Consider the following 13,773-nt stretch of genomic DNA (forward strand, 5'->3'; position numbering starts at 1 on the left):
CTCGTCGAATCTTCACACGGGGCTGGATCCCGTCCCCTTGGAGGCCCTTCGGCATGCGTTCCCTCAGGTCAAAGGCGTCCGCCGCGCTCGCCCTCGCGGCGGCGCTCGTGGCGCTCTCCGGCTGCACGCACGAGGCCGGCCGGATCGCCATGGGCCGCACGGGCGGCACCCCCGTCGAGGGTGGCACGGCCACCATGGCCCTGCCGCCCGCGGCGACCCCGAACTGGATCTTCCCGATCGGCGCCCCCGGCTACGGCGGCTCCTACAACTACGCGATCCAGTCCCAGCTCTACCTGCCCGTGTACGACGCCGTGCAGGAGAAGGGCGAACTGGTCACGCACGGCCCGAGCACGCTCGGCCTGAAGCCCGAGTACAGCGACGGGAACAGGACGGTCACCGTGCCGCTGCGCAAGGGCGTCAAGTGGTCCGACGGCACCGAGGTGACCGGCCGCGACCTCGAGTTCTGGTTCAACCTCGTCAAGGCGAACAAAGCCGACTGGGGCGGCTACTCGGTCGGCAACATCCCGGACAACGTCAAGAAGTTCGAGCTCGTCGGCGACCACGCCGTACGGCTGCACCTCAAGCGCGCGTACAACCCCGACTGGTTCACGGCGAACCAGCTCTACTACATGCGTGCCCTGCCGCAGCACGCCTGGGACGCCAAGGCCGACGGCGGAAAGGTCGGCGACTTCGACCGCACCACGAAGGGCGCCAAGGCGGTCTTCGCCCGCCTCACCCGGCACGCCAAGAGCCTCGGCTCGTACGGCACCGACCCGCTGTGGAAGACCGTCAACGGGCCCTGGAAGCTGGCAGGCTGGCAGGACAACGGGCAGGTGACGCTCGTCCCGAACGAGAAGTACACCGGCCCGAAGTCGGAGCGCCCGCACCTCGACAAGGTCGTCTTCAAGCCGTTCACCACCGCCGACTCCGAGTACAACGTGCTGCGCTCCGGCGGCGTCGACTACGGCTACATCCCGCCGTCGGTCATGGCGCAGAAGGAGAAGTTCGAGGACAAGGGGTACCGCGTCGACCCGTGGGAGGGCTGGGCGGCCACCTACATCGTCTACAACTTCAACTCCACGCACGCGGGCCCGGAGATGAACCAGCTCTACATCCGGCAGGCGATGCAGCACCTCGTCGACCAGAAGGCGATGAGCGAGGTCATCTGGCAGGGCAGCGCGACCGCGACGCTCGGCCCTGTCCCGGTCACGCCGAAGAGCCAGTACCTGTCGAAGAAGATGGCGCACAACCAGTACCCGTTCTCCGTCTCCAGGGCGAAGTCGCTGCTGTCGGCGCACGGCTGGAGGACGGTCGACGGTACGGCGCGCTGCGCCCGGCCCGGCACCGGTGACGACGAGTGCGGCAAGGGCATCGGGAAGAACGACCCGCTCGAACTCACCCTGCTCTCGCAGTCCGGCTCGACCGAGACGACGAACATGATGCAGGAGCTCAAGTCCTCGCTCAGCAAGGCCGGCATCGACCTCACGGTCCGCCAGCAGCCGCTCAACTCCGTGCTCGGCAACTCCGTTCCGTGCAAGGCGAAGGACCCCGGCTGCAGCTGGGACATGTCCTTCTTCGGCACCGCGGGCAGCTGGTACTACCCGCTCAACCCGAGCGGCGAGCAGCTCTTCTCCACCGGGGCCTCCTCCAACTTCGGCAACTACAGCGACAAGAAGGCGGACCGCCTCATCCGTGGTGTGCAGTACGCGCCCGACATGAAGGCCATCCATGAGTACGGCGAGTACCTGGCGGAGCAGCTGCCCGTGATGTGGATGCCGAACCCGGCCTACCAGGTGTCGGTCATCCGCAACGACCTGCGCGGCATCGAGCAGAACCCGACGGTGACCTTCCAGCCGTCGCACTGGTACTTCGTCAAGGACTCCGCATCCAAGGACTCCAAGAACGTCAAGAAGGGGGCCGATCAGTGACCGGCTTTCTGGTCAAGCGTTTCCTTCAGGCGCTCGTCGTCCTGTTCCTCGTCTCCATCATCGTCTTCACCCTGCTGCACCTGCTGCCGGGCGGCCCCGCCCGCGCGATCCTCGGCCCCAAGGGCACGCCGCAGCAGATCGAGCACTTCAACCACGTGCAGGGCTACGACCGTTCGCTGCCGACGCAGTATCTGATGTACCTGAAGCGCCTGGTGACGGGCGACCTCGGCGAGTCGTACAAGCTCAACTCGCCGGTGATCGACCTGCTCACCCAGCGCCTGCCGAAGACGCTGCTGCTGACCCTCATGTCGACGGTCCTCGCGGTGATCATCGCGGTGCCGCTCGGCCTGCTCCAGGCGGTGCGGCGCGGCAAGGCGTCCGACTACGCGCTGACCGGTCTCGCGTTCCTGATGTACGCGACGCCGGTGTTCTTCCTCGGCCTCATCATGATCATCCTGTTCGCGCAGGTGCTGCCGATCTTCCCGGCGGAGGCCCCGCAGGGCGAGACGATCGGTGAACTGCTCGGCGACATAACCGGGTTGATCCTGCCGGTGGTGACCATGGCGTTCGGCATCGTGGCCATGTTCAGCCGCTACATGCGCTCGGCGGTCCTCGACAACCTCACCGAGGAGTACGTGCGCACGGCCATGGCGAAGGGCCAGTCGAGCCGCCGGATCATGGTCAAGCACGTGCTGCGCAACGCCCTGATCCCGCTCGCCACCCTCCTCGGCCTCTACCTGCCGACGCTGTTCAGCGGCGCCCTCGTCGTCGAGTCGATGTTCAACTACCCCGGCATGGGGCTGCTGTTCTGGAACGCCGCGCAGGGCTCGGACTTCCCCGTCCTGCTCGGCGTGACCCTCGTCGTCGGCATCGCGACCGTCCTCGGCTCGCTGCTCACCGACATCCTGTACGCCGTCCTCGACCCGCGGATCCGGAGCGTGTCATGACCACCACGGTGACGACCTCTGCCATACCCGGGCAGGAGGAGGCCGCGCAGGCCACTCCCTCGCTGGCCCGCCGCACCCTGCGCGTGTTCACGGGCAACAAGCTGGCCCTGGGCGGCGTGCTCCTGCTCGTCCTGCTCCTGGCCTTCTGCTACCTGGGCCCGCTGCTCCACCCGACCGAGCAGGTCCACACGGACCTGTCCCGGGCGAATCTCTCCCCCGGCGCATCGGGGCATCTGCTGGGCACCACCGACCTCGGCTACGACATGGTGGGCCGGCTCATGGTCGCGGGGCAGACGTCCCTGGAGATCGGCCTCGCGGCGGGCCTCCTGGCGACGCTGTTCGGCACCGTCTACGGCGCCGTCGCCGGCTACTTCGGCGGCTGGGTCGACGCGACGATGATGCGGATCACCGACGCCGCGCTCGCCATCCCGGCGATGTTCCTCCTCGTGGTCGTCGCCGCGATCATCACGCCCAGCAAGGGCATCCTGATCCTCATCATCGCGGGCGTCGCCTGGCTCTCCCCCGCCCGCCTCGTGCGCGGCGAGGCACTGTCGCTGCGCAACCGCGAGTACGTGCAGGCGATGCGGATGATGGGCGGAGGCGGCGCCCGCGCGGTCTTCAAGCACATCGTCCCGAACGCCATCGGCACGGTCATCGTCAACTGCACGTTCCAGATCGCCGACGCCATCCTCTACGTCAGCTACCTGGCCTTCCTCGGCCTGTCGATCCCGCCGCCGTCCGCCGACTGGGGCTCGATGCTGTCCTCCGGCATCACCTACACGCAGAACGGCTACTGGTGGCTGATCTTCCCGCCGGGCATCGCGATCGTCCTGGTCGTCGCCGCGTTCAACTTCATCGGCGACGGGCTGCGCGACGCGTTCGAAGTACGGCTGCGCAAGTGACGTACGCACCACGGCATTCGACCGGCGAGAAGGGCCGCACCACGACCATGACGACTCCCCTGCTCCGCATCGAGGACCTCCGCGTCGACATCGCCACGCGCGACCGCACGGTGCACGCCCTCGACGGCGTCTCCCTCGACCTCGCGCCCGGCGAGGCCCTCGGCATCGTCGGCGAGTCCGGCTGCGGCAAGACGATGACGGCCCTGTCGGTCCTCGGCCTGCTGCCGCCCGGCGGCGAGGTCACCGGCGGCCGCATCCTCTTCGACGGACAGGACCTGGCGGCGGCGCCCGCGCCGGTCCTCCAGGACGTGCGCGGCAACACCATCGGCATGGTGTTCCAGGACCCGCTGACCTCCCTGAACCCGACGATGACGATCGGCGCGCAGGTGGCGGAGCCGCTCCTGCTGCACCGCGACGTGACCAAGAAGGAGGCGTGGGCGCGCGCCGAGGAGACGCTGCGCCTGGTCGGCATGCCGCAGCCGGCCGAGCGGATGAAGGCGTATCCGCACCAGCTGTCCGGCGGCATGCGCCAGCGCGTGGCCATCGCGATGGCCCTGGTCTGCGAGCCGAAACTGCTGATCGCGGACGAGCCGACGACCGCCCTGGACGTCACGACGCAGCACCAGATCCTGGAGCTCATCGACGATCTGCGCGAGCGGCTCGGCATGGCGATGATCCTGGTCACGCACGACCTCGGTGTCATCGCGAACCGGGTCGACAAGGTGGCCGTGATGTACGCGGGCCAGGTGGCGGAGCAGTCGGACGTGCGCGGCCTGTTCGCGCGCCCCCGGCACCGCTATACCGAGGCGCTGTTCGCGGCGCTGCCCGAGCGGGCGGCGGACAACGCGACGGAGCTGCACACCGTCCCCGGCCTGCCGCCGAGCCTGACGGTGCGGCCCACCGGGTGCCGGTTCGCGCCGCGCTGCCTGTTCGCGACGGACGACTGCCGGACCCTTGAGCCGTTCCTGGAGGAGGACGAGGTGCAGGGCGCGGAGCACCGGTTCGCGTGCTTCCACCCGGTGCCGCACGAGGCGGAGGCGGCGGACCCGGACGAGGTGATCGCGCCGCCCTCGATCCCTTCGCAGTCGGCCCCCGGCGACGTACTGGTCGAACTCGACGCGCTCGTCAAGGAGTTCCCCCTCAAGGGCGGCCCGTTCTCCCGCAGCCGCGGCACGGTGAGCGCGGTCGGCGGGGTGTCGCTGAGCATCCGCAAGGGCGAGACGTTCGGCATGGTCGGCGAGTCGGGCTGCGGCAAGACGACGCTCGGGCGGATCGTGGCGGGCCTGGAGGAGCCGACGGCGGGTTCCGTACGGTTCGGTGGCCGGGACCGCGCGTCGCTGTCGCGCGCGGAACGCCGGACGCACCGCCGCGACGTGCAGCTGATGTTCCAGGACTCGACGGCGGCGATGGACCCGCGGATGCGGGTCGGCGAGATCCTGCGCGAGCCGCTCGTCATCCAGGGCGTCGGCGACAAGGCCGAGCAGGAGAAGCTGATCGGCGAACTCCTCGACGCGGTGGGCCTGCCGCGCGGCGCGGTGCACCGCTACCCGCACGAGTTCTCCGGCGGCCAGCGCCAACGACTTGGCCTGGCACGGGCCTTGACGCTCTCTCCCGACCTGGTGGTGGCCGACGAACCGGTGTCGGCGCTCGACGTCTCAGTGCAGGCACAGATCCTGAACCTGATGCGGGAACTGCAGCGCGAGCGCGGCCTCACCTACCTGTTCATCTCGCACGACCTGGCGGTGGTCCGCTACCTCGCGGACACGGTCGGCGTGATGTACCTGGGCAAGCTGGTGGAGGTGGGCCCGGCGGAGCAGGTGTACGCACATCCGCTGCACCCCTACACGCGCGGCCTGCTCGACACGGTGAACGTGCCGGATCCGGAGGCGGACTCCGCGGGAGCGCCGCTGACGGGCGAGACGCCGTCGGCGGCCAAGCCCCCGTCGGGCTGCCGGTTCCGCACCCGCTGCCCGATCGCACAGGACGTCTGCGCGACGACGGAGCCGCCGGTGTCGACACCGAACTCGGCGGGCCACCGGGTGGCGTGCCACTTCCCGCTTGCGGTTCCGCCACCGCCCTGACCTGCACCGATTCCCTGTGCGGGGGCCATTGTCAGTGCCGAGGTGCAGACTGACCGATACCTGGAGACAACGACGTTTCGGAGGTTCGGCATGACTGACGTACTACTGGCGGTAGGCACCCGCAAAGGCCTCTTTCTGGGCCGCAAGCGCGTGGGCGGCTCGGGGGCGGGTTCGGGGTCGTTCGAGTTCGACGAGAGCCCGTACTTCAACGCGCAGGCGGTGTACTCGGTCGCCATCGACACCCGCGGGGAGCGGACCCGGCTCCTCGCGGGCGGCGACAGCGCGCACTACGGGCCGTCCGTCTTCCACTCGGACGACCTGGGCCGCACCTGGACGGAGCCGCCAAAACCCGCGGTCAAGTTCCCCGAGTTCACCGGCACTTCACTGGAGCGGGTCTGGCAGCTGCACCCCTCCGCCTCGGAACCCGACGTGGTGTACGCGGGCACGGAGCCGGCGGCGCTGTACCGCTCGGAGGACCGCGGCGAGACGTTCGAACTGTGCCGCCCGCTGTGGGAGCACCCCACCCGCTCCCAGTGGGTGCCGGGCGGCGGCGGGGAGGGCCTGCACACGATCCTGACGGACGAGCGCGACCCGCGCGCGGTGACGGTCGCGGTCTCCACGGCCGGCGTCTTCCGCACGACGGACGCCGGGGAGAGCTGGGCCCCGGCGAACAACGGTGTGGCGGCGGTCTTCCTCCCCGACCCGAACCCCGAGTTCGGCCAGTGCGTGCACAAGGTGACGCGGGACGCGGCCGACCCCGACCGCCTCTACCTCCAGAACCACTGGGGCGTCTACCGCAGCGACGACGGCGGCGGCAAGTGGCTCGACATCGGCGAGGGCCTCCCCTCCACCTTCGGCTTCGCCGCGGCCGCGCACCCGCACCGCGGGGACACGGCGTACATCTTCCCCATCACGGCGGACATCGACCGCGTCCCCGCCGACCACCGCTGTCGCGTCTACCGCACCCAGGACGCCGGCACGACCTGGGAACCCCTCACCCACGGCCTGCCCCCGGAGGACCACTACGGCACGGTCCTCCGCGACGCCCTGTGCACGGACGACAACGACCCGGCGGGCGTCTATTTCGGCAACCGCAACGGCGAGGTGTTCGCGTCGGCGGACGATGGCGACACGTGGGAACAGGTGGCGTCGCATTTGCCGGATGTGCTGTGTGTGCGGGCGGCTGTGGTGGGGTGAGGCGGTAGCCGGCGGGGCGGGGCCCGGGGCCCGGGGGCCGGGTCCGCTCAGCCCTTGAGCCCGCCCCCGAGGCCGAAGCCGTTGCCGAGTTTGCGGGAGACCAGGGCGTAGAGGAGGACCGCGGGGACCGAGTAGAGGATCGAGTAGGCGGCGAGCTGGCCGTATGCGACCGTGCCGTACTGCCCGAAGAAGGTGAACAGGCCCACGGCCGCGGGCTCCTTCTCCGGTGACTGGAGCAGCACGAACGGGATGAAGAAGTTGCCCCATGCGCCGATGAAGGTGAACACGGCCACGACCGCCATGCCGGGCGCCATCAGTGGCAGCACGACATGACGCAGTGACTGCATGCCCGATGCCCCGTCGACCCAGGCCGCCTCCTCGAGCGACACCGGTACCCCGTCCATGAAGCCCTTCGTCAGCCACAGGGAGAACGGCAGGGTTGCCGTGGCCAGGAAGAAGGTGGTGCCCCACAGCGAGTCCACGAGCGCGAGGCGTACGAAGAGCTCGTACACCGGGACCATCACGGCCGTCACCGGCAGGCCGGTCGCGAACAGGACGCCGTAGAGGAACGGGCGCTTGAAGCGCAGTCGGTAGCGGGACAGGGGGTAGGCGGCGAGGACGGACACGGCCATGTTCAGCAGCGCCGCTCCCCCGCACATCAGCAGGCTGTTGAGGATGGGGCGGACACTGGTGTCCCAGCTGAGGACCGCGCCGAAGTTGCCCAGAGTCAGGTGCGGCACGCGGGCGCTCGCCGTGGCGTCCGCGTCGAAGGACGCCACGAGCAGCCAGATGAATGGGGCCGCGAAGCACACGGCGACAGCCAGGAGCACCACGTACACGAGCGTGCTGGAGGCGGACCGTCGCGGCGCGCTCAGTCTCGTCAGGGAGAGCGGAGGGAGCGAGGAGAGCGGCTGCGAGGTCATCGGTTCAACTCCGGCTTGAGAAGGCGCAGATAGAGGAAGGAGAAGACGCCGCCGAGCGCGAGCAGCACGAGCGCGATGGCCGTCCCTTGGCCCAACTGGAAGAACTTGAATGCCTGTTGGTACATGTACAGCGGCACCGTCTCGGTCGCGCCACTGGGGCCGCCCCCGGTCAGCACGAAGATCAGCGTGAAGACGGCGAGCGTCTGCAGGGTGACGACCATCAGGTTGGTGAACACGGAGCGCCGGATCATCGGCAGGGTCACCCACCACAGGCGGGCGAGGCCGGACGCACCGTCGGTGGCCGCCGCGTCCTCGATCTCGGGCGGTATCTCGTCGAGCGCCGCCGTGTAGACCATCCAGGAGAAGGCGGTACCGCGCCACACATTGGCGAGGACCACGGTGAGCATCGCGTGGTCGACCAGCCAGTCGGGGGCGGGCAGATGGAGGGAGACGAGGACGGTGTCGAGGGTGCCGCCGTCGGAGAAGAACGCGTAGAGCGTGAACCCGGCGACGATCTCGGGCAGCACCCAGGCGCCGACGAGCAGTACGCCGAGGAGGCTGCGCAGCCAGCGGGCCCGGCCGCGCATCAGGAGGGCGAGGCCGAGCCCGAGTCCGTTCTGGCCGAGGACGCCGGAGGCGAGGGCGAACACCAGGGTGAGGAGGATCGAGAGGGTGAACTGCTGGTCGCCCAGGAGGCGGGTGAAGTTGCGCAGCCCCACGAACTGCGGGTCGCGGGCGGCCGTCCCGGTGAGCGCGGTGTTGGTGAAGGCGGCGTAGACGCACCACAGGACGGGGCCGACGAAGAAGACGGCGAGGAGGACGACGGACGGGAGGAGCGGGAGGGCGCGGGCGCGCCGACGCCGGACGGGTCCACTGGAGCCACCGCGCGGAGCGAATGGCCCTCTGCGGTCGCGGAGCTGGGGTGTCTCGCTCGTGCGGAGCGTGGCGGTCGCTTCAGTCACGGTCTCGTACCTTGTCTGCGCCGAGGTCGTCGCGGAGCCCGGCGGCATACGCCCGGGCCGCTTCGCGGGGTGTCGCATGGGCGGTCATGACGTCCTCCATCGCGATCTGGGCACGGCTGGACACCATGAGGTACTCGGCCTGCGTGGGCCGGAAGTGGGTCACCTTCAGCAGGCCGGCGAAGGTGGCGTTGCCCGGTGAGGCCTCGCGGTAGCGGGGGTCGTCGAGCACATCGCCACGCACGGGGATCTGCGCGTTCTCCACCGCGTACTGGAGTGCGCGGGTGCGGTTCGCGGCGAGCGCGATGAAGCGGAAGGCGGCGTCGGGGGTGGTGCTGTGGCCTCCGATGGAGAGCATCCAGCCGCCGGACAGGCTGACATGGTGCGGACCGTGCTCGCTGGGCATCGGGGCGATGCCGATGTGTTCGCTCCACTGGGGCCAGGGGGCCGCGCCGCCCTTGATCCAGGTCTTCGGTGTCCAGGAGCCCTCGCCGAGCGCGATGCCCACCTTGCCGTGGGGCAGCAGTTCGCTGACCATCTTGTCGCGGATGGTGGGGTTGTAGAGCATCTGCGGGGTGGGGCCGAGCTTCTCGCGGAAGACGGTGTTCACGAAACGGAGGCCGGAGCGCAGGCCCGGTGTGTCGCCCGCCCACTTTCCGGTACGGGCGTCGTGAAAGCCGTCGCGGGTGCCGTACAGGAGCATCAGCAGCCCCTGCGTGGTGGTGGCCTCGCCGAGCGCCTTGGTGGCGTACAGGTTGAGGGGGACGACGTCGGGCACGCGACGCTTGATGGTCCGGGCCGCCGTCAGGAGGTCGTCCCAGGTGGCGGGCTTCCAGGTGGCGGGGAGGCCGGCGGCGGCGAAGACGCGTCTGTCGTAGAGGACGGCGCGGACATCGGTGCCGGTGAGGACTCCGTAGAGGTGCCCGTCGTTGCCGCGGGTCGCCGAGCGGGCGGTGGCGTCGAAGTGGCGCCAGTCCGGCCAGCCGGCGAGGTGGACGTCGAGCGGCCGCAGATAGCCGGCCTGGGCGTCGGCGTTCGTCATCACGGTGTCCTGGAAGACGACGTCCGGGGCACTGGGGGCCGAGCGCTGCATGAGCTCGATCTTGGTGGCGAAGTTGCCCTGCTGGTCGGGGATCGGGACGAGTTCGACACGGCGGCCCGGGGCTGCCTTTTCGAAGGCACGGGCGGTGTCCTGCATCTGCCGGTGCACGATGTCGTCGGCGCCCCAGAACGGGTAGGCGACACGCAGGGAGCGGCTGTCACCGGAGGCGGTGCCGCAGCCGGTGAGGGCGAGGCCACCGACCGTCGCGGCACCGGCGGCGAGGCAGGTGCGGCGGGTCGGGCCTGGCGCTGGCGCGGGTTCGGATGACACGTCGGGCTCCTGGGTGGGGCGAGTGCGGGTCAGGAAGGAATGTCGGTGTCGACGCGGTACCAGGCCGTGGCGTCCGGGGGCAGGAGGCGGGCCGTGGGTGGGAGGGGGAGGCTGGTGAGGGTCGGGGGGACCGGTGGTAGGAGTACCGGCTCGGTGGACGGGTTGGCGATGCAGCGCAGGGAGCCGGCCGTGAAGTCGAGGGCGGCGTCGGTGGGAGCGGAGTGCCAGGTGACCTGGGCGTCCGGGCTCAGGAGGGTGCGGCGCTGGGTGATGGCTTCGCCGTAGAGGGCCAAGGTGCTTGCCGGGTCCGCCTGTTGGGACTCCACCGACAGGGCGGCGAAGGATGGCGGCTGGGGTAGCCAGGGGGCCGCCGGGCCGAAGCCGTAGGACGGGCCCGTGCGTGCCCACGGGATGGGGACGCGGCAGCCGTCGCGGCCCTTGCGGGTGCCGGACGAGCGGTGGCGGACCGGGTCGCGGAGGGCTTCGGCCGGGAGGTCGGCGACCTCGGGGAGGCCCAGTTCCTCGCCCTGGTAGAGGTAGGCGGCACCGGGGAGGGCGAGGAGGAGGAGTGCGGCCGCGCGGGCGCGGCGGGCGGCGAGGGCCGGCGGGACGCGGGGTTCGGTACCGCCCGAGCGCAGCCAGGCCTCGATGTCGGTGTCGGGTGGCAGGGCGAGGCGGGAGGCGTGGCGGACGACGTCGTGGTTGGAGAGGACCCAGGTGGGGGTCGCGCCGACCTCGGCGGCGAGGGCGAGGGAGCGGTCGATCGTCGCCCGCAGCGTCGGGCCCTGCCAGTCGGCGCCGAGGAAGTCGAAGTTGAACGCCTGGTGGAGTTCGTCGGGGCGGACGTAGTGGCCGCGCCGGTCGAGGGCGGCCCAGGATTCGGCGACGGTGACGCGGGGTGGTTCGTAGGCGTCGGTGACCTCGCGGAAGCCGCGCAGCAGGGCGTGCACCTCGTCGCGGTCCCAGAACGGGTGCTTGCCGTGCCAGCCGTCGCCGACGATGCGGTGGTGCACCTGGTCGGGGCCGAGGTCGCGCAGCGGTTCGGTGAGGTCCTTGGCCATGCCGTGGGCGACGTCGAAGCGGAAGCCGTCCACACCGCGGTCGAGCCAGAAACGGAGGATGTCGTGGTACTCGGCGACGACATCGGGGTGGTTCCAGTCGAGGTCGGGCTGGGTGCCGTCGAAGAGGTGGAGGTACCACTGGCCGTCGGGCACGCGGGTCCAGGCGGGGCCGCCGAAGACGGACTGCCAGTCGGTGGGCGGCTCCGAACCGCCGTCGCCCCGGCCGTCGCGGAAGACGTAGCGGTCGCGGGCCCCGTTGCCGGGCGGGGCGGCGAGGGCCTGCTGGAACCACGTGTGCTGGTCGGAGGTGTGGTTCGGGACGATGTCGATGATGACGCGCAGGCCCAAGGCGTGGGCGCGGGCCAGGAGTTCGTCGGCGTCGGCGAGGGTGCCGAAGCGGGGGGCGACGTCGCGGTGGTCGGCGACGTCGTAGCCACCGTCGCGCATCGGTGACAGGTAGAAGGGGGTGAGCCACACGGCGTCCGCGCCGAGGTCGGCGACGTGCGGCAGGCGGGCGGTGACGCCGGGCAGGTCGCCGATGCCGTCGCCGTCGCTGTCGGCGAAGCTGCGGACGTAGATCTGATAGATGACGGCGGAGCGCCACCAGGCTGCGTCGTCCCGGGTCACGGGGTTGCCCCCTTCTGGGCCGGAAGCTCGGCGAGTTGGGCGGTGCCCGAGCGTGGCGACGTCAGGACGGGCACGCCGAGTGCGTTTTCCGGCAGCGCGGCAAGCGCGTTCGCCATCGATGCCTGGGCCAGGACGAGTACGTCGTGGTCGGCGGCGAGCCGCTGGGCCTGCGCGGCGATCAGGCGGTCGTGCCGGGCCTGGTCGCCGCCGGTCCGTGCCTCGTACGCGCCGGGGCAGGCGGTCGTGGTGAGGACGATCTCCCGGCCCTGCGCGTCGGCCGCTCGGCGCACCAGGTCAGCGGTGGGCGTGAGCGTCGAGTCGAGCGTGGCGAGGACGGCGATGCGGCTGCCGGTGCGGACGGCTTCGGCGGCCATGGGTTCGTCGACGCGGAGCACCGGGATTCCGACGAGCGGACGGGCCTGTTCGGCGAACGGGCCGACGGACGAGCAGGTCACGAGGACGGCGTCGGCGCCGGCCGCCTCGGCCTGCTGGACGTAGGCGGCGAGGCGGGCTGCGGTGCGGGGCAGCGGACCGTGCTCGACGGTGTCGGCGAGCAGGCTCTCGTCGACGACGTGGTACGGGCGTGTGTGCGGGGCGAGTTCGCGCAGCAACGGGTCGAACGTGGCGGGCAGTGCTGCGACGGTGTGCAGGACGCAGACGCGCGGGGTGCGGGTGCTCATGCCGTGGCCTCCGCGCGGGAGGCGGCCTCGCCGTCGCGGGCCGCGGCCGTGTCCCACCACGGGCGGCCGTGGGTGTCCACGATGTCGCCGAGGCGGCGGAGCCGGTCCGTGCTGGGGCCGCGGAGGGCCGCGTCGCGGTCGCCGGTGAGGGCGTCGGTCCACAGGGCGCGACCCGCGAGGAAGCCCGAGGCGCCGGCGCGGCAGGCGGCCTCGACGGCGGTCGGGAAGTCGGCGGCGGTGACGCCCTGGGAGAGGACGACCCAGGGGACGTCGACGACGGCGTCGATGCGGGCGGACTGTTCGGTGAGGTGGTCGAGCGAACCGATGCCGCCGTCGGGGACCTGGCACTTGTACAACGAGGGGCGCAGCGGGGCGAGTTCGCGGGCCGCGTCGACGATGGCGTCGTTGAGGACGAAGGTGTCCTCTTCGCCGGCGGTCGGGCGGGCCACCGGTTCGAGGACGGAGGCGAGGCCCGCGGAGCGGCACAGGTCGATGAAGCGGGAGGCGAGTTCGACGCGTTGTTCGTGGCGGCCGTCGCGGCGCCAGATGACGAGGAGCTTCAGGCCGCGGGTGCCGTCGGCGACGACCGCGGCGGTGTCCACGGCCTCGTCCAGGGACGTGCCCTCCACGGCCTGGCCGGGGAGTTGGTCGAGGACGTCGACCGCGAGGATCGGCGCGCAGGAGCTGGGCAGCACGTCGTCGTCGATGAGCTGTCGGTAGCCGTAGTCGCGGTCGATGAGCAACGCGGAGGCGTGCGGGCCGAGTTCGCGGGCGACGGCCATCTTGAAGTCGGTGATGTGGTCGTGCGGGATGTCCTTGCCGGGGACTCCGGCGCGCTCGGCCATCATCGTGCGCAGCGAGTCGCGCTGGTCGGCGGCGACCATGGCGAACGTGCCGGTGGCTCGGGCCAGGTGGGCCGGGGCGATGGAGCCTCCGGCGAGCGTGGGGGTGGTGCTGGTGCGGGTCATGGGTGGGGTTCCTCGGGGTCGGTGGCTGAATCGGGGTCGGAGCTGTCGTGATGTGCGGGCTGCGACGGGGGCGATGGCTGAATCGGGGGCGAAGCCGTCGTCATGTGCGGGCTGTGCCGAGGGCGATG

The 13,773-nt window shown here is 71.0% G+C and carries 11 protein-coding genes; 5 read left to right on the plus strand and 6 right to left on the minus strand.

Going from position 1 to position 13,773, the window contains the following annotated elements:
* Positions 1-53: 53 nt before the first annotated feature.
* From ACZ7L4_RS37875 to ACZ7L4_RS37895, 5 genes are all read left to right on the plus strand, one after another.
* Complete coding sequence (locus tag ACZ7L4_RS37875) at positions 54-1,928, plus strand: peptide ABC transporter substrate-binding protein (protein ID WP_472109588.1); 1,875 nt, start codon at positions 54-56, stop codon at positions 1,926-1,928.
* Positions 1,925-2,875, plus strand: coding sequence for an ABC transporter permease (locus ACZ7L4_RS37880; protein ID WP_472109589.1), 951 nt, complete (start codon positions 1,925-1,927; stop codon positions 2,873-2,875). The genes ACZ7L4_RS37875 and ACZ7L4_RS37880 overlap by 4 nt, the downstream gene beginning before the upstream one ends.
* Positions 2,872-3,777 carry an ABC transporter permease gene (locus tag ACZ7L4_RS37885; RefSeq protein ID WP_472109590.1) on the plus strand — a complete coding sequence of 302 codons (906 nt, stop codon included), beginning with the start codon at positions 2,872-2,874 and terminating at the stop codon, positions 3,775-3,777. The genes ACZ7L4_RS37880 and ACZ7L4_RS37885 overlap by 4 nt, the downstream gene beginning before the upstream one ends.
* Positions 3,774-5,858 (plus strand): ABC transporter ATP-binding protein, encoded by a 2,085-nt coding sequence (locus tag ACZ7L4_RS37890; RefSeq protein ID WP_472109591.1) that lies wholly within the window; start codon positions 3,774-3,776, stop codon positions 5,856-5,858. Before ACZ7L4_RS37885 ends, ACZ7L4_RS37890 begins: the two co-directional genes overlap by 4 nt.
* Before the next feature lie 90 nt (positions 5,859-5,948).
* Complete coding sequence (locus tag ACZ7L4_RS37895; protein WP_472109592.1) at positions 5,949-7,055, plus strand: WD40/YVTN/BNR-like repeat-containing protein; 1,107 nt, start codon at positions 5,949-5,951, stop codon at positions 7,053-7,055.
* A gap of 47 nt (positions 7,056-7,102) precedes the next feature.
* Here ACZ7L4_RS37895 and ACZ7L4_RS37900 read toward each other — a convergent pair whose 3' ends face one another.
* The 6 genes from ACZ7L4_RS37900 to ACZ7L4_RS37925 are packed head-to-tail and all read right to left on the minus strand — an operon-like array spanning position 7,103 to position 13,645.
* Positions 7,103-7,978, minus strand: a complete 876-nt coding sequence (locus ACZ7L4_RS37900; protein ID WP_472109593.1) for a carbohydrate ABC transporter permease — start codon at positions 7,976-7,978, stop codon at positions 7,103-7,105.
* Positions 7,975-8,940 (minus strand): carbohydrate ABC transporter permease, encoded by a 966-nt coding sequence (locus ACZ7L4_RS37905; RefSeq protein WP_472109594.1) that lies wholly within the window; start codon positions 8,938-8,940, stop codon positions 7,975-7,977. Before ACZ7L4_RS37905 ends, ACZ7L4_RS37900 begins: the two co-directional genes overlap by 4 nt.
* Positions 8,933-10,309 (minus strand): extracellular solute-binding protein, encoded by a 1,377-nt coding sequence (locus ACZ7L4_RS37910; protein ID WP_472109595.1) that lies wholly within the window; start codon positions 10,307-10,309, stop codon positions 8,933-8,935. The genes ACZ7L4_RS37905 and ACZ7L4_RS37910 overlap by 8 nt, the downstream gene beginning before the upstream one ends.
* 29 nt (positions 10,310-10,338) lie before the next feature.
* Positions 10,339-11,997 carry a glycoside hydrolase family 13 protein gene (locus ACZ7L4_RS37915; protein WP_472109596.1) on the minus strand — a complete coding sequence of 553 codons (1,659 nt, stop codon included), beginning with the start codon at positions 11,995-11,997 and terminating at the stop codon, positions 10,339-10,341.
* Positions 11,994-12,677: an aspartate/glutamate racemase family protein gene (locus ACZ7L4_RS37920; RefSeq protein ID WP_472109597.1), complete on the minus strand. Its 684-nt coding sequence runs from the start codon at positions 12,675-12,677 to the stop codon at positions 11,994-11,996. The genes ACZ7L4_RS37915 and ACZ7L4_RS37920 overlap by 4 nt, the downstream gene beginning before the upstream one ends.
* Positions 12,674-13,645 carry a hypothetical protein gene (locus ACZ7L4_RS37925; protein WP_472109598.1) on the minus strand — a complete coding sequence of 324 codons (972 nt, stop codon included), beginning with the start codon at positions 13,643-13,645 and terminating at the stop codon, positions 12,674-12,676. Before ACZ7L4_RS37925 ends, ACZ7L4_RS37920 begins: the two co-directional genes overlap by 4 nt.
* Positions 13,646-13,773: the final 128 nt, after the last annotated feature.

This window comes from Streptomyces sp. NPDC107575, assembly GCF_055657265.1.

What these genes read in the sequence shown, in the direction of transcription:
- ACZ7L4_RS37875 (WP_472109588.1), top strand. Translation starts at nt 54, where the DNA reads ATGCGTTCCCTCAGGTCAAAGGCGTCCGCCGCGCTCGCCCTCGCGGCG.
- ACZ7L4_RS37885 (WP_472109590.1), top strand. Translation starts at nt 2,872, where the DNA reads ATGACCACCACGGTGACGACCTCTGCCATACCCGGGCAGGAGGAGGCC.
- ACZ7L4_RS37895 (WP_472109592.1), top strand. Translation starts at nt 5,949, where the DNA reads ATGACTGACGTACTACTGGCGGTAGGCACCCGCAAAGGCCTCTTTCTG.
- ACZ7L4_RS37900 (WP_472109593.1), bottom strand. Translation starts at nt 7,978, where the DNA reads ATGACCTCGCAGCCGCTCTCCTCGCTCCCTCCGCTCTCCCTGACGAGA.
- ACZ7L4_RS37920 (WP_472109597.1), bottom strand. Translation starts at nt 12,677, where the DNA reads ATGAGCACCCGCACCCCGCGCGTCTGCGTCCTGCACACCGTCGCAGCA.
- ACZ7L4_RS37925 (WP_472109598.1), bottom strand. Translation starts at nt 13,645, where the DNA reads ATGACCCGCACCAGCACCACCCCCACGCTCGCCGGAGGCTCCATCGCC.